This is a genomic window from Streptococcus mitis (genome assembly GCF_008763935.1).
GTDB classification, from domain to species: Bacteria; Bacillota; Bacilli; order Lactobacillales; family Streptococcaceae; genus Streptococcus; species Streptococcus mitis_DB.
In genome coordinates this window covers 274,978-296,631 of sequence record NZ_VTQF01000001.1, presented here as the reverse complement: position 1 = coordinate 296,631, position 21,654 = coordinate 274,978, and the positions used below count along the sequence as shown (strand labels likewise).

Sequence of the window (21,654 nt, the reverse complement as noted above, 5' to 3'; positions counted from 1 at the left end):
TCCTTTGTGATAAGATACAGTCCGTTTGACTGAGTTTATTTAGTATTGATTTGGTTAAAACGAGCGAGCTTAGCTGCTTTCTTGGTTAGTTGTGACAAGATTGCCAAACGATTTTGACGGACTGCTTCATTTTCAGCCATAACCATGGTATTCTCAAAGAATGCATCAATGACTGGGCTAAGAGCAAAGAGTTGTTTCAATTGTTGACTTGCAGTCCCTGACAAAACAAGTGATTCTACTGCTTCTGCCAAGGCTTTCTCTTCTTCATTCTCAAAAAGTGCTGAATCAACTGAAGCACACCCTTCTGCCTTCTCAGCCAAGTTAAAGGCACGAGAAAGTGATTCAACAGAAGGTTTGAAGTCTTCTTCCTTGCTTGCTTCTACGAGAGTACTTGCTACTTCCAACATCTCTGCCACAACAAAGTTTGATCCTGCAAGAACTGCTTCCTTGATGTCTTTTGGAGTAGAACCCATCATCTTATCAACACGAGCCTTGATAAAGTTCATAACCTCTGTCTTATTTTCATAAGTCAAGCTGTCAAATGTTAAAGCATAAAGGCTATCAATCAGTTCATCCATAGCAATGTGCCAACCAAAAGCATCCAAGATACGAACTACACCTTGAGTTGCACGACGAAGAGCATAAGGGTCATTAGACCCTGATGGAATCAAACCTACTGAGAAGAAGCTCAAAATCGTATCCAATTTGTCTGCAATGGCAAGCACTGCGCCGACTTTGCTCTCTGGAAGTTCTCCTTCAGCTGAAGTAGGCATGTAGTGTTCACGAATAGCAGCTGCCACCGCTGGAGTTTCACCAGCAAGAAGGGCATATTTCTCACCCATAATTCCTTGGAGTTCGTCAAATTCGCCAACCATACCTGTCAACAAGTCAAACTTGTAAATGGCTGCTGCACGGGCTAGGTCAACTGTTTCATCAGCTGATAAACCAGCTTTTTCTGCCAAAAGTACAGCGATTTGACTCGTACGAATCATGTGTTCACGAAGGGAACCAATCTTCTCGTGGAAAGTGACATTGTTTAATTTTTCAACAAGTTCTGAAATGACTAATTTTTGGTCTTCTCGCCAGAAGAATTCACCATCTTCCAAACGAGCTACCAAAACTTTTTCATTTCCTTTGATGACATTTTCCAAATGCTCTGCGTTTCCGTTACGGACAGAAATGAAGTTTGGCAAGAGGTTGCCATCTTGATCGCGAACAACAAAGTAACGTTGGTGTTCCTTCATCGAAGTCACCAAGACTTCTTCTGGAACTTCAAGGTATTTGGCATCAAAACTTCCCATAAAGGCAGTTGGGTATTCAACCAAGTTCAAGACTTCATTAAGCAAATCAGCATCAATTTCGATGCGTACACCATGTTCAGTTTCGATTGCTTTGATTTGGTCAACAATCATTTGCTCACGTTCACGAGGATCTGCGATTACAAACTGCTTACGAAGATTTTCTTCATAGCTCAATGCTGACTGTATCTTAGTTTCTTGTCCCAAGAAACGATGACCACGGCTCACACGACCTCCCTTGATATCAAGGAAATCCAAATCAAACTCTTCTTCATCTAAAAGAACAGTTAAAGTGTGAACAGGGCGGATGTATTCAAAGGTGTTGTTAGCCCAGTGCATGCTGACAGGGAAAGTCAAGGACTTCAAGACATCCACAACACCTGGAACAATGGCTTCAACTGCTTGACCAATTTCTTCCTTAGTGACATAGACATATTCTTCACCCTTAATTTCACGGAATTCGATATCTTCAACAGTCAAGCCTTTTCCACGGACAAATCCTTGAGCTGCTTTGGTGAAGTTCCCATCACTATCCAAGGCAATTTTCTTTGCTGGCCCCTTAAAATCTTCAGTCAAATCAGACTGTTTATCTGCAAGACCAGTCACACGAACAGCTAAACGACGTGGTGTCGAGAAGGTTTGAACAGCTTCAAAAGACAGGCGATTTTCCTTGAGGAAGGCTGACATTTTTTCGCCTAGTTGTTTTTCACTTGGTGTGACAACATAGGCTGGTAATTCTTCAAGACCGAGTTCTACTAATAAGTTTTTTGTCATGTTTTTTCTCCGAAAAGTATCTTTTTATTTTCCAGTTTGCCTTATGTGATTGGCACGCAAGCAACCAACTTCGTTGTTTCATTGCTAAAATTGGAGCCAAAAGTCTCCAATTTTGCCTAGTATCCTTAGCTTCACTAAGGATACATTCATCACTGCGGCAACTGGCTCAGGGCTCACTCTGTTCGCCCATTTTCGTAATTTGTCACTCTCTTTATTCTGCGTCTTCTGCTAAGAGTTTAGCTCGTGTTGCTTCATCCAAAAGTGGGTAGCCTAGGCGTTTGCGTTCTGCGACAAATGTTTTAGCTACGACACGGGCCAAGTTACGGATACGAGCGATATAGCCTGCGCGCTCTGTTACAGATACGGCACCACGCGCATCAAGCAGGTTAAAGGTATGTGAACATTTGAGAACATAGTCATAGGCAGGGTGAACCAAACCTTCTTCCAAGGCACGACCAGCTTCTTTTTCAAACTTATCAAAGTTTTCCAGCAACATTTCTTGGTCAGAAATTTCAAACGAATATTTTGAGTGCTCGTACTCAGGCTGGATAAAGATCTCTCCATATTTTACACCATCAGCCCATTCGATATCATAGACAGAATCCACTTCCTGAATATAAGAAGCCAAGCGCTCCAAACCATAGGTAACTTCCGCAGTCACAGGGCCAGTTGCCAATCCACCGACTTGTTGGAAATAAGTGAACTGAGTAATTTCCATCCCATCAAGCCAAACTTCCCAACCAAGACCAGCTGAACCAGTTGATGGATTTTCCCAGTTATCCTCAACGAAACGAATATCGTGTTCCAAAGGATTGATTCCCAATTTTTCCAAAGACTCAAGGTAAAGTTCCTGGATATTTGATGGAGATGGCTTCATGACCACTTGGAATTGGTGGTGTTGGTATAGACGGTTAGGGTTCTCCCCGTAACGACCGTCAGCAGGACGACGTGATGGCTCTACATAAGCTGCATTCCATGGCTCAGGACCGATAGCACGAAGGAAAGTGTAAGGACTCATTGTACCCGCACCTTTTTCATTATCATAAGCTTGCATAAGCATACAACCTTGGTCATTCCAAAATTGTTGCAAAGTCAAAATAATTTCTTGAAATGTTAATTTCTTAGACATTGTTTACTCCTTTTTCTATAAATTACTTGCGACACGAGTCTGCCTCGTCGATCATACGAGGCAAGACGAGTTAGTACTGCGTCTAGCTCAGGCACTCTAGTGCTGAGCGTGGGGCAATCCGACTGTAAGGAGGTCTCTGCCACTGACGCAGTGAAATGTTAATTTCTTAGACATTGTTTACTCCTTTAGTTTTTATATTTCTTTTTCAATTAATTTCTGCTGAACAAACCAATTTAACAAGGGTAGAGTTTTATCTGTATTTGCCCATAAATGATAAGAATCGAAGACCGCTTGTACACTACCTAGATTTTCTACCAACTTATCTATTGTCAAAAAACTACGCCAGTATTCGTAAAAAATACTTGCATAGTTCTTATCATAAGTCGAAGAACCAAAATCATTCAATGAATGCCAACCATACTTCTTCTGAAAAAGTTCTACAAGAGATTGATTACAAATTTTTTCCGCTTGAAATTCCTCTTCTGTCAAGAAATACTTGCGACTAATATATTCAACCATCCCCTCTTCGAACCATATATAAGAGTCGTAACCATCAAAATCATCTAAAAAATGCTCCGACCAATGAGCTAACTCATGTCCTACAATCTGTAAGAGGAAATTTTCAGATAAAGAATGATAGTGACTTTCTATTGCTTGAGTTTGCTGAGAACACTCGTAGTCCATCAACTGATACAAATACAACTCTTTCCAAACAGCTAAATCAGGCGTCATAACCATTCGTCTATTATTTGTATAGGCTGGAACTGCACTTTCCCTAATAATCTGTGTAGCAGCATTAAAACTTGACCAAATAATGGCTTGCGGTAAATCACAGACTGCAAGTTCATTCTTTAAAAAAGATTGATAATCTTTCAACTTTTCAGTATTTCTTACTACAAAATCACGAAATGTAGCTAGTTGACTATCGTCTTTTACAAGATAAAGGTTTTCCACGTCTCTCCTTTCTTTCACATAATAGACTGAATAAGCAAAAGAACCGCGTCCGACAATCCTAGGTTGATTTAACCTAGGGGCGTCAAAAACGCGGTTCCACCCTAATTTATTACTTCATTGTTTTTGAAAATACTACAGAAAGCGCCAGCTCTTTATTTTGTCCTACTTGGCTCCCACTATCCCAAGCTCGCTTGAAGAACGCCATAAGACTTTCTTTCCTGCTGACTATTATATCAAAAATTAGCACAATGTACAATTTTTTTATGATTTTCTAGAAATCCATATCATCAACTCGTGGAGCACCAGACTGAACAGCAATTGTTTTTAAGGTTTCACGTTCCTCATGATTCAGCTCAATTCCGAAACAATCAAGATTAGCCTGAATACGAGACGCTGTGACAGATTTCGGAAGTGGTAAAAATCCTTCTGCTAAGCTCCATGCCAAGGCTATCTGAGCAACAGACTTTCCGTGATTTGTTGCGATTTCTTGGACTTCCTTACTATCAAATAGTTCTCCCTGACCAAAAGGTCCCCAAGCTTCCAATAAAATTCCTTTTTCTCGACAGTAATCTACGACTTCCTCTTGATACACACCTGGAGCCAAACGAACTTGATTGACCGCTGGAAGAATTTTTGCTGTTTCAAGCAAGGCATCCAAATGATGGGGAAGAAAATTACTAACACCGATAGCACGGATTTTGCCTTCTAGGTAAAGATCCTCCATCGCTCTCCAAACTTCTGAATTTCGGATTTTCCAGTGGTTATTTTCTCTGAGTGGTTTTGGATTTGGCCAATGAATCAAATACAAATCCAAATATCCCAAGCCCAGCTTCTCTAAAGACTCTTCAAAAGCCTGACGAGCTTGCTCATAGTTATGATTTGTATTCCAGAGTTTACTGGTTACAAAAATTTCCTCACGCGGAACGCCACTATCTTGAATAGCACGACCAACGCTTTCTTCATTTTTATAAATAGCTGCCGTATCGATATGGCGATAGCCTGCCTTTAAAGCCTCTAGAACAGCTTGATAGGCAATCTCTCCATTTTCAGCTTTCCAGGTTCCAAATCCCAGAACTGGAATCGTAATGCCGTTATTTAAAGTATAAGATTTCATTATTTTTCCTTTCTAAATTAGAAGAAAATCCAAAGAGGCAAATTTTCAAGGAAAACTTTTCTCTTTAGATTTTGTGTATTATTGATTTCGATCGTAATAGAGCTGATGAGCTTTAAGACGAGAGTCTAACAAATCTGGAATTGTCACAAAGTCATAGCCCTGACCTTTCAAATAGTCAATGACCTTTGGTAAAGCATTCACTGTTTCAGCATGGATATCATGCATGAGAATAATAGAACCACTCTTGACTTCACGCTGAATTTCTGTCAAAATAGATGCTTCATTTTTACTCTTCCAGTCCAGACTATCCACATCCCACATAATAAAACTCAAATCGAGGCTATTGCGAATGTCGTCTGTAATGGCTCCATAAGGCGGACGCATAAGTTTTGAACTAGAACCCAGCACCTTAGTTAGCGCATCCTCAGTATCAGTAATCTGTTTTTTAGCTTCATCAAGGGAAAGTTTTGAAAGCACTGGATGACTCCAACTATGGTTTCCAATAACATGGCCATCCGATTTCATACGTTTCAAAATCTCTTCATTTCCAGAAACATTCTTACCTAAAACAAAGAAAGTTGCCTTGATACCATACTTAGAAAGAGTATCTAATGCTTGATTTGTCGTTGCAGGATTTGGTCCATCATCAAAAGTCAAGGCTACTACTTTACGATTTTTCTTTTCATAATAAGCCTTATATAGCTCTGCATCCTTATCTAATAAATAAGAGGACTGAATGACCTCAAAGAAACTAGATACTGGCAAGGCAATCTCGTCTAGATTTTCCACTGATTGACTTGGATAAAGGATAATTTGGCTATCCTTATAATCAAAGTTCCATGCAGACAAGTCTTGATCAGAGAAGCCTTTAACAATTTGATCAATCTTTTCTTGGTCCAATTTCTTATCCTGTAAAAAAGAGGTCATTTCTTTAATCAGCTGTTCTTTGGCTTTACTAGCATCTGAAAATAATTGATCAAGTGTAAAAGATTTGCCATCTTCTGTCAAATGTACTTTTGCCAGACTAGTTTTTTCAGTCTCTTCAACTTTTGACGAAGTTAAATCATAGACTTGTTTCATCACACTTCGGTTGACAATCCCTTTTAAAGTCGAATCCTGTTTCTCCGTATAATAAAAAACCAGATTTTCCTTGTCTTCCAGATTTTCCTTAATATCCTGTGTCATGATTTCTTTTACAGATGAAATCACTTGTTCCCCTTGGAGAGGATAATAGGCAATTACTTCTGATTGTCCCTTACGAAAATGATCTTTCTGATTTCCCTCACTCAATTGATTATCTTTATCATTTTTTAAAGACTCAATTTTTTGTTCGAAACTTTGCTTTGTATATACTTTGTATCCAATCATTGAACCAAGGACGCAAATACTTACTGAAAAGATAGCTACTAGGGCTATTAATCCAATTCTCTTTTTATCGTGCTCAACACGTTTTGCTCTACTTTTATCCATAGAACCATCATATCAAATTCAAGCTATAATTTCAATGATTTTGGAGGAAATAGTATATTAAAAAAGAGGGGAATCCCCTCTTAAAATCTTATTTTACTGCTTCTTTCAAAGCATCTACTTTATCGAGACGTTCCCATGGCAGGTCAATATCTGTACGTCCCATGTGTCCATAAGCTGCTGTTTGACGGTAGATTGGACGTTTAAGATCCAACATTTGGATAATTCCTGCTGGGCGAAGGTCAAAGATTTGACGCGCTGCTTTTTCAAGCTTGCTTTCAGCTACCGTTCCCGTACCAAAAGTATCGATACGAACAGAAACAGGTTGGGCAACACCAATAGCGTAGGCTAATTGCACTTCTGCTTTCTTAGCAAGACCTGCTGCAACGATATTTTTAGCAATATAGCGAGCCGCATATGACGCCGAACGGTCCACCTTAGTCGCATCCTTACCAGAGAAGGCACCACCCCCATGACGAGAATAGCCACCATACGTATCCACGATAATCTTACGACCAGTCAGACCTGAGTCCCCTTGAGGTCCACCGATGACAAATCGACCAGTTGGATTGATGAAGAATTTTGTCTGCTCATCCAAATAAGATGCTGGAATTACTTCTTTGATAACCTTGTTAATCACATCATTGTGAATTTGTTCGTTGCTGACTTCTGGATCATGCTGAGTAGAAATAACAACTGTGTCCACACGTACTGGACGGTCATTTTCATCATACTCAACTGTAACTTGCGATTTAGCATCTGGACGAAGATAGCTGATTTCCCCAGACTTACGAAGTTCTGCTAAACGACGAACCAATTTATGACTGAGTGAAATTGGCAAAGGCATGAGCTCTTCTGTTTCATCCACTGCAAATCCAAACATGAGCCCTTGATCACCAGCACCAATCAAGTCCAGTGGATCTTGATCTGCATTTCCACGAACCTCCAAGGCTTCGTTAACACCTTGGGCAATGTCTGGTGACTGCTCAACAAGTGACGGATGAACTCCCACCGTCTCAGCAGAAAAACCATACTCTGTATTGGTATAACCAATCTCTGCAATGGTATCACGAACCACACGGTTAATATCCACATAAGCATTTGTAGAAATTTCACCAAAAACATGGACTGAACCAGTATAAACAGCTGTCTCAGCAGCAACGTGCGCCTCTGGATCCTTGGCTAAAATAGCATCCAAAATCGCATCTGAAATTTGGTCTGCAATCTTATCTGGATGCCCCTCAGATACAGATTCAGACGTGAATAATTTACGTTCTGACATAAAAATGTCCCCCCTTAAAAATAGTGTTATAGAGTTACAAAGTACTGATAGGTATTTCCATTAGCTAAGAGTTACGACGCGAAAGAAATAAAAACGATATTTTTTTATTTCTAAAGCTAGTAAGGCGCATAGGGTGACCGCATTATAGCGGCAACTGTAGAATGACGAACGACTTTGGAGCCATCATTCTTTGCGAATTGCGACTCGAAAGAAAAAATAGAAATTTCTACCATCTTATCGGGACTATATAACTTTACCATTATACCATTTTTAAACGCAATTTGCAGTCTATAATGTAGTGTTTCTGTATAGATAGTTCGTTCTCATAAATAAAAAAAGTTGGAGCTCAGTACTCCAACTTTTTCTATTAAAATGTTTGGCGTTTTGCTTTACGCTCTGCACGACCGCGAGCACGATTTTCAGCGCGCTTGGTTTTGCGGCGCTTTTCATCAACCGCCCATTGAATTTTCTTCTTATAACCTGGTTTGACTTTTTTCTTTTTCTTTTTAACCAAACCAATCATTTCGATATCAAGTTTATCTTGTTTTTTCTCACGATTGGCACGACGATCACGGTCATAAGTATCCTGAAATTCCCCGTCTTTGACCATCTTAGGAGTAAACTTGATTCCCAATTTCTCCAACTCACGGATATCCGAGTCATCACTTGGCTGATAAAGGGTAATAGCTGTACCTGGTAGGCCATTTCTTCCAGTTCGACCAACACGATGAACAAAGAAGGACAAATCTTGCGGAATGGCATCATTGATGACATGGCTGACACCTTCAATATCAATTCCACGCGCTGCCAAATCTGTTGCGACAATATACTCAAAATCCAGATTTTTCACCTGGTTCATGATACGTTTGCGCTCACGAGGGGCAATACCCCCATGGATTTTTGCCACCTTCAAGCCTTGAGCAGTCAGATATGAATACAATTCATCAGCACGCGTTTTAGTGTTAACAAAAATCATTGCCAAATACGGTTGCATCAACTGAGTCAACTGGTAAATTTGAGCATTCTTATCTCGACCCTTGGTCGAAATCAACCAATTATCAATGGTATCAGAAATGACCGTTTTGGTCTTGATTTTCTCCATAACAGGATTAGATAAGTATTTTTTCAAGAATGGTTGCAGTTTTTGTGGAATAGTAGCTGAGAAGACCATGAATTGTAGGTCTTTTGGAAGGCTTCCAGCAATCTTATCAACAGTTGCCAAGAATCCCATATCCAAGGTCATGTCTGCTTCATCGACCACAAAGGTCTTAGCCTTGTGAATAGCTAGGTCACCAGACTTAACTAAGTCATAAATACGACCTGGCGTACCGATAACAATATGAGGCTGGTTACTTGCCAATTTGTCAATCTGGCGAGCCTTATCTGTCCCTCCCACATAATTAACCACACGAACTTCTACTTCTGAGTGAGTAGCAATCTGACGGGCTGCTTTGTAAATTTGAGTAGCTAATTCACGGCTCGGTGCAGTAATGACTGCTTGAACACTATCGCTGGCTTCATCTAATTGCTGGAAAATCGGCAATAGAAAAGTGTGAGTCTTACCCGAACCTGTTTTTGATTCACCGACTAGGTCACGACCTGCCAAAACAATAGGAATCAACTTGTCTTGCACCTCTGTTGGAGTTGTAAATTTCAACTCCTCCAAGGCTTCTCTAATATAGTTTTTAAATTGAAATTTCGTAAATGACATAATATCCTCGATTCTATCTATCTTACCAATTATACCATATTTTATTCCATTTCAGTAGTCTCACTCATAGAGCTTACTTTCAGTAGTTCATCTAATCAAAAAAAAGGCTGGAATTTGTGAATCCCAACCTCTTTTTAGTCCTTATTTCCAGTTTAAAATAGCATTCAAGCCATAGTGATCACTAACTTGCGGACTATTGTTGCCATCAAATACGACATGTAAATTTTCCACCGCTAACTCTTTGGTAGTAAAAACATAGTCGATTCGAAGGGGTTCTGTGTTCCCCTTCCAGCCATCAATTTCTGGTGGAACAGTATAGCTACCACTTTTCTCTTGAGCAACTTCAAATGCGTCTTGTAAGCCTAATGGACTAGCTAAAATAGCTTGGTAACCTTCCTGACCAGCTGGGTTGTTGAAATCTCCAGCCAGCAAAAGTGGCTTGTTCAATTCTTTCAAGACAGCCTCAAATCGCGCCCATTCTTCTTGGAAACCTTTATCCCACCAAGAAAGGTGGACACTGGCAACTGCAAGGTCCTTGCCATCAACTACAGTTTCAGCCAGGGCGACACGGCGAGTATGATAGTCTGTTGGATCATCCACATCTGAAACCAAAATTTCTCTTGCTTCAATAGGTGTTTTAGACAAGATAGCCACACCTTCATGGTAGCGGTCATAACCAATATGGTTATAGGCCCAAGTCCAGTAGTAATCTTTCCCTTGCTCTGACAACTTTTCAACCAAAAGTCTAACATAATGGTCTTGGTGAATAGGCTCAGCTGCTGGCAAAGCTTGATAAAGGTCATTAACCTCCACCACTGGCGAAGTGATCTCCTGATTGATTTCTTGGAAACAAATCAAATCATAGTCTTTTTCAAGAATATCCTCAAGCAAAATCTGGAATTTTTCCTCTGCTTCTTTCTCCATCCAACTGTGAGTATTGAGTGTTAAAAATTTCATTCTTTTCTCCCAAAATAAGAGGTTGGAATACAGCTTCCAACCTCAAGTATATTACAATTCTACTTTAGCAACTGCTGTTTTAGCTGCAAGAGAACCTGTTTTTTCTAATTTAACTGATTTAATTGCATCACCATTTGTGAAGACAACTACTGTTGAAGTTTCACGTCCTGCTGCACGGATAGCATCCAAGTCAGCTGTGACAAGAAGATCTCCTGCTGCAACTTTTTGTCCTTCAGCAACATGAACTGTAAATGGTTTACCTTCAAGACTTACTGTGTCCAAACCAATGTGAACCAATACTTCAAGACCTGGTTCAGTCACAATACCAAGAGCATGTTTTGTTGGGAAGATGCTTGATACAGTACCTGAAACTGGAGATACAATGTTTCCATTTGCAGGTTCTACTGCAAATCCATCACCCATCATTTTTTGAGCAAATACTGGATCTTTTACTTGTTCCAAAGCAACAACTTGACCGTCTGCTACTGAGTAAACTTCCTCAGTAAGACCTTTGAAGTGAACAGTGTTTTGTTGTGCTTCAGTCATTTGGCTTGGAAGAGTTTCAGGAATGATTTCACCTGAATCAAGGATATCTTGGATATCAGATTTCAATACGTCTGCTTTTGGACCGTAGATAGCTTGAACTCCTTGTCCTTTCATGACAAGACCCATAGCTCCTTCTGCTTTCCATTGTTCTGCATCACCGACTTTGTCAGCATCTTTTACAGTTACACGAAGACGAGTCATACATGCATCAACATCAACGATGTTTGCACGTCCACCAAGAAGGTTAATAATGTTTACAGCTTGAGAGCCTGCTGCAACTTTCACTTCGCTACTAGCTTCTTCTGAACCTTCAGCAGTTTCGTAATTTCCGTTACGTCCTGGAGTTGCGTAGTTGAATTTTTGAATCATGAAGTTTGCGATAAAGTACATGATTACGGCAAAGAGAACAGTTACCCAGATAAAGTTAACGATATCCATACCAATACCAGCATTAATTGCTAGTGGTGTACGAGTCAAGAATTCAATTGAACCGAATGAGTGGACACGTAGGTTTACTACGTCAGCCATAGCGAAGGCAGCACCTTGAACAAGTGAGTAAACAAGATACATAGGTGTTGCTACAAACATGAACATGTATTCGATTGGTTCAGTAACCCCTGTCAAGAATGTTGCAAGAGCTGTCGCAATCATCATACCTTTATATTGATGTTTCTTATCAGCATCGACATTACGGTAGATAGCAACGATCATACCCATCAAGATACCGAATGAACCGATCATTTGTCCAACTTTGAAACGAGCTGGGTGAACAGTATCTAACAATTGTTGGTAGTGACTTGCATCTGTACCTTTAAGGTTAACAAGGTCTGTTACCCATGCAAGCCATAGTGGGTCTTGACCAAATACTTGAGTACCTTTAGCTGCACCAGTTAAAATGTCATAAGTACCACCAAGAGCTGTGTAGTTCATTGGGATAGTCAACATATGGTGAAGACCAAATGGCAAGAGCAAACGTTCCAAAGTACCATACAAGAATGGTGCAAGGATTGGAGCAGTTTCTTGTGAGTTGGCAATCCAGATACCAAAGCTATTGATACCTGTTTGAACTACTGGCCAGAAGGCAGCAAGTAGAATTGCAGCGATTGCTGAACGAAGAATAACTACAAATGGTACGAAACGTTTCCCGTTGAAGAATGAAAGTGCATCAGGAAGTTTACGGAAGTTGTAGTATTTATTGTAAGCAGTTGCCCCTACAAAACCTGAGATAATCCCTACAAACACACCCATGTTCAATGCTGGAGCTTCAAGAACACTAATGAAGTAATCAGCAACTTTGATTGAACCACCAAAGAGAGTTGTGACCATAGCATCTGGATTTTTCAACATATCTCCTGATACACCAAAGATTGTACCAGTGATACGGTTAATCAAGATGAAGGCAAGACCAGCGGCGAAAGCACCACCAGCACGTTCTTTAGCCCAGCTTCCTCCAATTGCTAGGGCAAACAAAATGTGAAGGTTACCGATAACCCCCCAACCAATTTGCTCAAGAATTCCACCTGTAACTACAAGTGGTGCAAAAGTTGGGTTAATCATTACGATAGACTTACCGATTGAAATCATCAAACCAGCAGCCGGCATAACCGCGATAACCACCATCAAAGCCTTACCGAATTTTTGCCAAAACTCGAAAGACAAGACATTTTTGAATGTATCTTTCATCATTCAAATCTCCTTTATTTTTATTTAGGCAAACGTTTTACGAAAACGTTTGCACTTTCTACAATTCAATTATACCACTTTTTTTTTTTTTGTAAAGGCTTTTATTAAAAAAAGGAGACTTTTTTCTAAAATTTTTGTAGTAAAAAAGGAGATAGTAAAATCTCCTCAAATATACATCTATTAAAATTTAGACTTTTAAGAATCGGCGCATAGAAATTCCTGATCCCAATGAACCAATGAAAATTCCAATCACAAATAATAAGGCAATCATCAGTGGACTGAATACTTCTGGTGATATCATTGAAAGGTTCTGACCAACTAATGACTTATTAACCGATTGGTAAACCATTTTATAGACAATAAATACCAAAACTGATGGAAGTGTTGCTCCAAGCAAACCGATGAAGGCACCTTCAAGCAAGAAAGGCCCGCGGATATAGCCATTCTTAGCACCTACTAAACGCATGATTTGAATTTCACGGCTTCGTGAAATGATGGTGATACGTATAGTATTAGAAATCAAGAACACCGCAATGAAAATCAATAATCCAGCGATAACTAGTCCCCAGACACGAATAAATGAGGCTAACTTAAACAAGCGTTCTGTATTAGCACCACCATCTTGAACTTCTGATACACCTTCGATTTTTTTAGCCTCTTCTGCTACTGTCTTTACATCACTTGGTGTATTTGTATCAACGATATATGCATCATAGAGAGGATTGGCATCGCCTTCAAAGATTTTCCAGTTGTCCCCCATCGTTTCTGTCAACTTTTCATATTGTTCTTCTTTACTTGAAAACGTAACACTTTTAACGGTTGACATACCTTTTAAAGCATCATATACCTTATGGTAGTCGTTATTTGTAACAGTTTGACCTTCTTTTTCAATAGTCTCACTATTATCAGCTACGTCCTTACGAATGTATACCATTACTCGGACATTATTTTCGATATCTGTAGCTAGTTTAGCCGTATTAAAGATAACAGATGCAAATATTGCAACCAAGGTCAAAGTAATCATAACTGAACTGACAGCAGCTACTGTCATCCAGCCATTTCGTTTCAAACTTTTTAATGATTCAAATAAATGACGAAAAAATCTACTAATCATCGTATCCATATTCTCCTTTAGCTTCGTCACGAACGACACGGCCATTTTCAATGGCAATGACACGGTGGCGCAAGGTATTTACAATCTGACTGTTGTGGGTAGCCATCAAGACAGTTGTACCTTGGAGATTGATGCGTTCCAGCAAGTTCATAATTTCCCATGAATTATCTGGGTCCAAGTTTCCTGTTGGTTCGTCCGCAATCAATACTTTGGGATTATTTACAATAGCACGCGCTATCGCAATACGCTGTTGTTCTCCCCCTGAAAGTTCATTTGGGAAAGAACGAACCTTATGCTTCAATCCAACCAAGTCTAAGACTTCCATAACACGTTTTTTGATATTACGGCGACTTTCTCCAATTACCTCCATTGCATAAGCAATATTTTCATAAACGGTTTTCTTTGGTAACAGTTTATAATCTTGGAAGACAACCCCAACACTACGACGTAGGAGAGGAACATCTTTCTTTTTAATTTTAACCAGATTAAAACCAGCAACAGATAAGCTTCCTTTTTCGATTTTTACTTCGCGATACAAAGAACGAATAAAGGTTGATTTCCCAGCTCCTGAAGGTCCTACGATGTAAACAAATTCCCCTGGTTGAACGCTTACCGAAACACCACGTAGGGCAGTCGTTCCGTTGTCGTATTTTTTGACGACATCTCTCATTTCAATAATTGACATGTGAGTTCCTTTCTATCTTAGCTGATTCTCCACTTGAGATAGGCATCAATAAAACCATCTAGGTCTCCATCCATAACCTTATCTACTTGTGCAACTTCAAAGTTAGTTCGATGGTCTTTTACCATAGTATATGGCGTGAAAACATAAGAACGAATTTGACTTCCCCATGTGATTTCCTTTTTCTCACCCTTGAGGGAATCGACTTCCGCAGCTTTCTTCTCCTGCTCCATTTGATAGAGCTTAGCCTGCAACATCTTCATGGCACGATCTCTATTTCCATACTGGGTACGATCGACTGTTGACTGAACGACAGTTCCCGTAGGAATGTGTGTCAAACGCACACCTGTGGAAACCTTGTTGACGTTTTGTCCACCAGCACCACCTGAACGGAAAGTATCCATCTTGATATCATCTTCACGGATTTCTACTTCAATAGTATCATCCAATTCTGGCATCACTTCTACAGATGTGAAAGAGGTGTGGCGACGTTTAGCAGAGTCAAATGGTGAAATTCGTACCAAACGGTGTACACCCATTTCTGACTTGAGAAGACCATAGGCATTAGGTCCTTCAAAAGATAAGGTTACTGACTTGATACCAGCTTCATCTCCTGCTTGGTAATCCAATACTTCCACTTTAAAGCCTTTAGCATTTCCATAGCGAGTGTACATACGAAGCAACATATCACCCCAGTCCTGAGCCTCGGTACCACCCGATCCTGGATGGATTTCCAAAATCGCATTATTATGGTCATAAGGTTCTGACAAGAGCAAGGTCATCTCGTAACTGGTCATCATCTTAGCAAGTTCTGACAACTGTTCAACCAATTCTTCATGCACCGACTCATCTTCAGCTAAAAAGTCTAATAAAATTTCGACTTCATCCTGCAACTCTTCCATTTTGTGGAAGGTGTTATAGGTGTTTTTTAATTCATTTAATTCTTGCGACGTTTTTTGGGCCGCGATATTATCGTTCCAAAAATCAGGTTCTGTCATCTTGTTTTCCAAGATGGCAATCTCTTCCTCTAAACCTTCGAGGTCAAAGAGACCCCCTGAAAGAAGCTAATTTTTCACGATTTGCGTCAATTTTCTGACGAATTACTGAAATGTCCATAAATACTCCTTTTTTACATTATTTCATTATAGCATATTTTATCATTTCTTTCCATCTTTTGCTCTAATCCCTTATTACACGTAAAAAGAAGCCTTTCGGCTTCCTTTCTTACAAGACTTTTGCTGAGGTACGAGTGATTTCTTCTACCTGAATATTCTCTGATTCAAATTTTTCTTTCAAGGCTGGTAAATCAATTGATCCATCGATTTGAACTTCGATAATCACCTTACCATCCTTACGCGGAATATTGACTGTATGCGAGATATTCAAATTTTCTTCTACAATCAAAGAAATAATTTTTCCAAGAACGCCAACTTCGTTTTCCGTAACAAAGCGCACACGAATCCCTTCTTCACCATAACCTGCAATTTCAAGAAAGGCTTGGAAAACGTCACGATCCGTAATAACTCCGTATACTTGATGATTATCTACGACAGGAAGAATACCAATCTTATTTTTCAACATCAGATAAGTTGCATCCTCTAGACTCGCATAGCCTGAAACAGTGACAACATCGCGAATCATCACATCTTTTACTTTTGTCTTATTTAGAAGATAATTCATCTCATAGATAGAAAGACTTGTTGCTTTGGATGGACTAGCTTGGGCAATGGTTCCCTCAGTTACCAAACCAACCAATTGATCATTTTCGATAACAGGCAAGCGGTGCAACCCTTGCTCTCTCATCAAATCTGCTGCATGAGATACTGTTGTATCCGGACTAATATAAACTACCTTGCGGGTCATAAAATCTTTAACTGCCATGAGACTTCTCCTTTTCTATTCTTATCCCTATTATACAATCTTTTTGTAAATCTATCAAACGCTTACATTTCTTTTTCAAAATTCAGAAAAGTATGAATAAGCTAGCAAAAAGAGCTCTGAAATAGAGCTCTCTGAATGAAGGTAAGATACATTTCATTCGATTTTTTCAATTATTAGAAATTAACCTTTTAATGTAGATAAAGATTGCTTTACAATCTATATCTGTCAACTAAAAAGGTCCCCTGGACTATAATGATGATTACTTCGTAATCCTCATCCACCGACTAAAACAATCCAGTGGATAAGATGATTGCTTCGCAATCTCTATCTGCAACCTAAACTAGTCTCCCAGACTAGTTTAGCCACCCAGATATGCTTTTCTGACTTCTTCTGATGAAGCGAGTTCTTTTCCTGTTCCTGATAGAACGATTTTCCCTGTTTCCAATACATAGCCTCGGTCAGAGATTGCGAGTGCTTTATTGGCATTTTGTTCAATCAAGAGGACGGTTGTTCCTTGTTTCTGGATGTCTTGAATGATATCAAAAATCTCTTGGATAAAGATTGGGGCAAGTCCCATTGATGGTTCATCTAAAAGAAGAAGTTTTGGTGTTGACATGAGGGCGCGTCCCATGGCAAGCATTTGCTGTTCTCCCCCTGAAAGAGTAGCTGCATCTTGGTTCTTCCGTTCTTCAAGACGAGGAAAGCGTGAGAAAACTTTCTTCAAGTTAGCTTGATTTTCTTCACGATTTTTCTTTAAGAAAGCTCCCATTTCTAGATTTTCCATAACTGTCAATCCAGGGAAGACGTGGCGTCCTTCTGGAACTTGTGAAAGACCACCTGCCACGATTTTTTGAGCTGGCATTTTTTGGATTTCTTGACCTAAAAATTCAATCTTTCCTGAACTCGGTCTAACCAAACCAGACAAGGTACGGAGAATGGTTGTCTTACCAGCACCATTGGCACCGATAAGGGAAACTACTTCTCCTTCATTCACTTCAAAGCTTACATCACGGACTGCTTGGATCATACCGTAATGTACAGAAAGATTATCAACTTTTAACATCGACATTAGGCTTCACCTCCTAGATAAGCTTCGATAACGCGTTTATTGGTCTTAATTTCGTCCGGAGTTCCTTGAGCAATCAAACGACCATATTCAAGTACGTAGATGCGTTCTGTAACCTCCATGACCAGATTCATATCGTGTTCAATCAGCATGATCGTAATCTTAAATTCATCTTTGATACGACGAATTAACTCAGTCAATTCGGCTGTTTCCTGTGGGTTCATACCTGCTGCTGGTTCATCTAAGAAGAGAATTTTAGGTTCCGTAGCGAGGGCACGAACAATTTCCAAACGACGTTGTTGTCCGTAGGCAAGATTTTTAGCAAGAGTTTCTGCATCACCATCTAAATCAAAGATTTTAAGCAATTCCAAGGCTTTAGCCTTTAATTCTTTTTCACTCTTGTAAAAAGCTGGTAAGCGCAAAAAACTAGCAAAAACATGTTGTTTGTGATGGTTACCAAAAGCAATCAAAACATTGTCCAAAACTGTTAAATCTTTAAAGAGTCGAATATTTTGGAAAGTACGTCCAAGTCCCAAAGAAGCAATCTTATAAGGTGACTTTCCATTCAAAAGGTGACCATCTAGGGTTACTGTTCCCTCGCTTGGTTCATAAACACCGGTCAAAAGGTTGAAAAGAGTGGTTTTCCCAGCTCCATTTGGACCGATTAGTCCAACCAGTTCCCCTTCGTTCAATTCAAGAGTCACATCTCCAACAGCTGTTAGACCGCCAAAATGTTTGGTTAACTGTTTTACTTCAAGTAATGCCATTAGTTTTGTTCCTCCTTTTTAGATTTTTTAAAGAAACGTGATAGGCTCAATTCCCATGTTCCAAGAAGTCCACCCGGTCTGAAAATCATTACCAATACCAAGGCCAAAGCGTAGATAATCATACGCACGCTAGCAACATCTTGGAGAAGCATATTCAAAATTCCAAGGACAATAGCTGAAACAATCGCACCTGTAATGGAACCAAGTCCACCAAATACAACAATGATCAAAACGTTGATTGAGTTGATGAAAGTGTAATCTTTCGGTACAACTGAACCGATAAATCCTGCCTGAAGTGACCCTGCAATACTTGCAGTAATGGCACCAAAGACAAAGGCGATGATTTTAATTTTAGTTGTATTAACACCGACTGACTCTGCAGCGATTTCATCCTCACGAACGGAGAGGGTTGAACGACCAATTGGACTACGCAAGAAGTTCAAGGTTGCAATGGTTGTAATCACGACAAAGAAGTAAACCATTTGCCAAGTTGTAAAGTTAGGAATTCCCAAGATACCTGCCGCACCATTTGTAAGGCTTCCGCCATTGATGATAAAGATACGGATAATTTCAGAAACACCGAGAGTTGCTACCGCAAGATAGTCCCCCTTCAAGCGCAAGGTTGGAATTCCGACAAGTAAGGCAACTGCTCCTGAAAGCAAAGCACCTACAATCATAGCTCCAAAGAAGGCACCGTAGGTTGGTGATTTAGAACCAATAATAGCTGCTGCATAGGCACCAATCGCCATAAAACCAGCATGCCCAAGTGAAAATTGTCCTGAAAAACCAACGATTAAGTTGAGACCAACAGCCAGAATAATATTAATTCCGATCTGTTGTAAAATCTGAACATAGAATAGATTGAGTACTCCGACTGAAACCAATACACTAATCAAGCCATAGCCAGCTAACAAAAGGAGTAACCATAGAATATTAACTTTTAAATTTTCTTTCATCGCTTACACCTTCTCTTTCACATTTTTACCAAGGATACCAGCTGGGCGGACAATCAAGATCAACAACAAAATTCCATAAACAATGGCATCACGGAAGTCTGACATTCCAAAGGCTGTCGCAAAGGTTTCCAATAGACCAATCACAAAACCACCAAGCGCCGCACCAGGAATGATTCCGATACCACCAAGTACTGCGGCTACGAAGGATTTAAGACCTGGAGTAACACCCATCAAAGGCTCTAGAGAGTTATAATAGAGGGCAATCAGAACACCAGCCGCACCCGCAAGAGCTGAACCCAAAGCGAAGGTAAAGCTGATAGTACGGTTTACATTAATCCCCATCAATTGCGCTGCATCGCTATCTACAGATACAGCACGCATGGCTTTCCCCATCTTGGTCTTTTGGACAATGACTTGTAACAAAATCATCAAAATCAAGGAAATGGCCAAGATCATTAACTGCACGTTTGTTAGGCTAACTGGTCCCAAATCATAGCGAACTGTTTGAATCGCTTGAGGGAAGGCACGGGTATTGGCACCAACCAGATAGACCATCCCATATTCCAATAGGAAAGAAACCCCAATAGCCGTAATCAAAACAGCAATACGAGTAGAGTGACGCAAAGGTCGGTAAGCAAGGAACTCAATCACGACACCAAGAATGGCTGTCGCTAGCATAGCTACAATAAGCGCTACAAAGAAATTCATTTGGAAAGAATTAATCAAGAAATAACCGATAAAAGCTCCCATCATATAAATATCACCGTGGGCGAAGTTGATGAGCTTGATAATTCCGTAAACCATGGTATATCCTAAGGCTAACAGAGCATAAACACTACCTAGAATCAAACCATTTACTAGTTGTTGGAGCATAAGATTCACTCTTTCTATTTATAATTTCGAGGGTTTCCCCTCACTTTTTGATAGGTTCTTTTACTCAATGAAAATCAAAGAGCAAACTAGGAAACTAGCCGCAGGCTGTACTTGAGTACGGCAAGGCGACGTTGACGCAGTTTGAATTTGATTTTCAAAGAGTATTAAACATCGAAACAGGGAGTGAGTCAGAGGCTCATTCCCTATTTCAACATTTTTCTATTATGGTTTTACAACTTCTGCTGCTTCAACCTTACCATTGTTCATGGTCATCATGTAAGCAGTTTTGACTGTGTTGTGGTCTGCATCAAAGCTTGTTTGACCAGTTACACCTTCAAAATCTTTTGTTTTAGCAAGGTTATCCTTGATTTCACCAGAGTTCTTAGCACCTTTTGCTGCGTTTGCTACAAGGTGAACTGAGTCATAAGCCAAGGCTGCAAATGTTGAAGGCTCTTCATTGTACTTAGCACGGTAAGCGTCAAGGAAGGCTTTTGCTTTAGCTGAAACTTCTACAGTAGTTGAGAAGCCTGAGATAAAGTAGATGTTTGATGCTTTTTCAGGAGTTGCTTGTTGTACAAACTCTTCACCGTTGAATCCATCACCACCAACAATTGGTTTGTCAATTCCCATACCACGCGCTTGGTTTACAATTTTACCAGCCTCATTATAGTAGCCAGGAACAACGATCGCATCAAAATCTTTCCCTTTCATTTTTGTAAGGGCTGCTTGGAAGTCTGTATCACCTGCTACGAAAGTTTCATCAGCAACGATTTCACCCTTGTATGACTCGCGGAAAGATTTGGCAATCCCTTTAGCATAGTCACTGGCATTGTCAGTGTAAAGAACAACTTTCTTAGCTTGCAATTTATCAGAAACATAGTTTGAGATAATTTTTCCTTGGAAGCTATCTTGGAAAGTTCCGATAAAGAGGTAATCTTGACCTTTAGTCAATCCATCTTGAGTCGCACTTGGTGAGATCAATGGAACACCTGCTTTTGTAGCGTTCGCTACCGCAGCTGCAGTCGCACCAGATGTCGCAGGTCCTACGACTGCTGATACTTTAGATTGGGTTACAAGGTTAGTTGTAACTGAAGCAGCCTCAGCTGTTTCAGACTTATTATCTTTATCGATTACTTCGATTTGTTTTCCATCAATACCACCTGCGGCATTGATTTCATCAACAGCCAATTGGGCACCTTTTTGTTCAGCTGTTCCGTATGCAGCTAAAGAACCTGATTCTTCAAAGTTAAATCCGATTTTGATTGTCTTCTCATCTACTGAGTTACCAGCAGCATTTGACGCTCCAGACTTCACTTCTCCACAGGCTGCAAGAAGTGCTACACTTGCAAGCGCCACAAACGATAGGGCAAATTTTTTCTTCATCTTTTTTGTCTCCTTAT

At 39.9% G+C, this 21,654-nt stretch carries 18 protein-coding genes; all 18 read right to left on the bottom strand.

What is annotated here, in order from left to right:
* Positions 1 to 35: 35 nt before the first annotated feature.
* A complete protein-coding gene (gene glyS / locus F9B91_RS01380) occupies positions 36 to 2,072 on the bottom strand; it encodes a glycine--tRNA ligase subunit beta (RefSeq protein ID WP_150922321.1) in 2,037 nt (678 codons plus the stop codon).
* Positions 2,073 to 2,283: 211 nt separating this feature from the next.
* The gene (gene glyQ, locus F9B91_RS01375) at positions 2,284 to 3,201 is read right to left on the bottom strand and encodes a glycine--tRNA ligase subunit alpha (protein WP_000038733.1); all 918 of its coding nucleotides are present in this window, start codon (positions 3,199 to 3,201) and stop codon (positions 2,284 to 2,286) included.
* Between the two features lie 192 nt (positions 3,202 to 3,393).
* Positions 3,394 to 4,155 carry an elongation factor Tu gene (locus tag F9B91_RS01370; RefSeq protein WP_084886828.1) on the bottom strand — a complete coding sequence of 254 codons (762 nt, stop codon included), beginning with the start codon at positions 4,153 to 4,155 and terminating at the stop codon, positions 3,394 to 3,396.
* A 271-nt stretch (positions 4,156 to 4,426) separates the two neighbouring features.
* Positions 4,427 to 5,269, bottom strand: coding sequence for an aldo/keto reductase (locus F9B91_RS01365; RefSeq protein WP_150922320.1), 843 nt, complete (start codon positions 5,267 to 5,269; stop codon positions 4,427 to 4,429).
* Between the two features lie 78 nt (positions 5,270 to 5,347).
* The gene (gene pgdA, locus F9B91_RS01360; protein ID WP_150922319.1) at positions 5,348 to 6,739 is read right to left on the bottom strand and encodes a peptidoglycan-N-acetylglucosamine deacetylase PgdA; all 1,392 of its coding nucleotides are present in this window, start codon (positions 6,737 to 6,739) and stop codon (positions 5,348 to 5,350) included.
* A gap of 88 nt (positions 6,740 to 6,827) precedes the next feature.
* A complete protein-coding gene (metK, locus tag F9B91_RS01355; RefSeq protein WP_000003942.1) occupies positions 6,828 to 8,018 on the bottom strand; it encodes a methionine adenosyltransferase in 1,191 nt (396 codons plus the stop codon).
* 367 nt (positions 8,019 to 8,385) lie between these two features.
* Positions 8,386 to 9,729: a DEAD/DEAH box helicase gene (locus F9B91_RS01345; protein ID WP_084923415.1), complete on the bottom strand. Its 1,344-nt coding sequence runs from the start codon at positions 9,727 to 9,729 to the stop codon at positions 8,386 to 8,388.
* A gap of 141 nt (positions 9,730 to 9,870) precedes the next feature.
* Positions 9,871 to 10,686: an endonuclease/exonuclease/phosphatase family protein gene (locus tag F9B91_RS01340; protein WP_125410889.1), complete on the bottom strand. Its 816-nt coding sequence runs from the start codon at positions 10,684 to 10,686 to the stop codon at positions 9,871 to 9,873.
* Between the two features lie 51 nt (positions 10,687 to 10,737).
* On the bottom strand, positions 10,738 to 12,918 hold the full coding sequence (locus tag F9B91_RS01335; protein ID WP_020903476.1) for a PTS transporter subunit IIBC: 2,181 nt from the start codon (positions 12,916 to 12,918) through the stop codon (positions 10,738 to 10,740).
* 184 nt (positions 12,919 to 13,102) lie between these two features.
* Positions 13,103 to 14,029, bottom strand: coding sequence for a permease-like cell division protein FtsX (gene ftsX, locus F9B91_RS01330; protein ID WP_049544408.1), 927 nt, complete (start codon positions 14,027 to 14,029; stop codon positions 13,103 to 13,105).
* The gene (gene ftsE / locus F9B91_RS01325) at positions 14,022 to 14,714 is read right to left on the bottom strand and encodes a cell division ATP-binding protein FtsE (protein ID WP_000022269.1); all 693 of its coding nucleotides are present in this window, start codon (positions 14,712 to 14,714) and stop codon (positions 14,022 to 14,024) included. The genes ftsX and ftsE overlap by 8 nt, the downstream gene beginning before the upstream one ends.
* Before the next feature lie 17 nt (positions 14,715 to 14,731).
* Positions 14,732 to 15,827 (bottom strand): peptide chain release factor 2 gene (gene prfB / locus F9B91_RS01320; protein WP_142358055.1). Its coding sequence is split into 2 segments (ribosomal slippage): positions 14,732 to 15,754 and positions 15,756 to 15,827, totalling 1,095 coding nucleotides; the frame shifts between segments, so codons are not numbered across the junction.
* Between the two features lie 108 nt (positions 15,828 to 15,935).
* A complete protein-coding gene (locus tag F9B91_RS01315; protein ID WP_000268667.1) occupies positions 15,936 to 16,592 on the bottom strand; it encodes a CBS domain-containing protein in 657 nt (218 codons plus the stop codon).
* A gap of 358 nt (positions 16,593 to 16,950) precedes the next feature.
* A complete protein-coding gene (locus tag F9B91_RS01310; protein WP_000062200.1) occupies positions 16,951 to 17,661 on the bottom strand; it encodes an ABC transporter ATP-binding protein in 711 nt (236 codons plus the stop codon).
* Entirely contained in the window at positions 17,661 to 18,425 is a 765-nt protein-coding gene (locus tag F9B91_RS01305) for an ABC transporter ATP-binding protein (protein WP_001185997.1), read from the bottom strand. The genes F9B91_RS01310 and F9B91_RS01305 overlap by 1 nt, the downstream gene beginning before the upstream one ends.
* The gene (locus F9B91_RS01300; RefSeq protein ID WP_033677572.1) at positions 18,425 to 19,381 is read right to left on the bottom strand and encodes a branched-chain amino acid ABC transporter permease; all 957 of its coding nucleotides are present in this window, start codon (positions 19,379 to 19,381) and stop codon (positions 18,425 to 18,427) included. The genes F9B91_RS01305 and F9B91_RS01300 overlap by 1 nt, the downstream gene beginning before the upstream one ends.
* A gap of 3 nt (positions 19,382 to 19,384) precedes the next feature.
* Complete coding sequence (locus F9B91_RS01295; RefSeq protein WP_000941427.1) at positions 19,385 to 20,254, bottom strand: branched-chain amino acid ABC transporter permease; 870 nt, start codon at positions 20,252 to 20,254, stop codon at positions 19,385 to 19,387.
* Positions 20,255 to 20,476: 222 nt separating this feature from the next.
* Positions 20,477 to 21,637: an ABC transporter substrate-binding protein gene (locus F9B91_RS01290; RefSeq protein ID WP_150922318.1), complete on the bottom strand. Its 1,161-nt coding sequence runs from the start codon at positions 21,635 to 21,637 to the stop codon at positions 20,477 to 20,479.
* Positions 21,638 to 21,654 lie beyond the last annotated feature (17 nt).

Excerpts from the sequence above, each read along its gene's own strand:
- glyS (WP_150922321.1), bottom strand. The coding sequence starts at position 2,072 with ATGACAAAAAACTTATTAGTAGAACTCGGTCTTGAAGAATTACCAGCC.
- glyQ (WP_000038733.1), bottom strand. The coding sequence starts at position 3,201 with ATGTCTAAGAAATTAACATTTCAAGAAATTATTTTGACTTTGCAACAA.
- F9B91_RS01365 (WP_150922320.1), bottom strand. The coding sequence starts at position 5,269 with ATGAAATCTTATACTTTAAATAACGGCATTACGATTCCAGTTCTGGGA.
- pgdA (WP_150922319.1), bottom strand. The coding sequence starts at position 6,739 with ATGGATAAAAGTAGAGCAAAACGTGTTGAGCACGATAAAAAGAGAATT.
- metK (WP_000003942.1), bottom strand. The coding sequence starts at position 8,018 with ATGTCAGAACGTAAATTATTCACGTCTGAATCTGTATCTGAGGGGCAT.
- F9B91_RS01345 (WP_084923415.1), bottom strand. The coding sequence starts at position 9,729 with ATGTCATTTACGAAATTTCAATTTAAAAACTATATTAGAGAAGCCTTG.
- F9B91_RS01340 (WP_125410889.1), bottom strand. The coding sequence starts at position 10,686 with ATGAAATTTTTAACACTCAATACTCACAGTTGGATGGAGAAAGAAGCA.
- F9B91_RS01335 (WP_020903476.1), bottom strand. The coding sequence starts at position 12,918 with ATGATGAAAGATACATTCAAAAATGTCTTGTCTTTCGAGTTTTGGCAA.
- ftsX (WP_049544408.1), bottom strand. The coding sequence starts at position 14,029 with ATGATTAGTAGATTTTTTCGTCATTTATTTGAATCATTAAAAAGTTTG.
- ftsE (WP_000022269.1), bottom strand. The coding sequence starts at position 14,714 with ATGTCAATTATTGAAATGAGAGATGTCGTCAAAAAATACGACAACGGA.
- F9B91_RS01315 (WP_000268667.1), bottom strand. The coding sequence starts at position 16,592 with ATGGCAGTTAAAGATTTTATGACCCGCAAGGTAGTTTATATTAGTCCG.
- F9B91_RS01310 (WP_000062200.1), bottom strand. The coding sequence starts at position 17,661 with ATGTCGATGTTAAAAGTTGATAATCTTTCTGTACATTACGGTATGATC.
- F9B91_RS01305 (WP_001185997.1), bottom strand. The coding sequence starts at position 18,425 with ATGGCATTACTTGAAGTAAAACAGTTAACCAAACATTTTGGCGGTCTA.
- F9B91_RS01300 (WP_033677572.1), bottom strand. The coding sequence starts at position 19,381 with ATGAAAGAAAATTTAAAAGTTAATATTCTATGGTTACTCCTTTTGTTA.
- F9B91_RS01295 (WP_000941427.1), bottom strand. The coding sequence starts at position 20,254 with ATGCTCCAACAACTAGTAAATGGTTTGATTCTAGGTAGTGTTTATGCT.
- F9B91_RS01290 (WP_150922318.1), bottom strand. The coding sequence starts at position 21,637 with ATGAAGAAAAAATTTGCCCTATCGTTTGTGGCGCTTGCAAGTGTAGCA.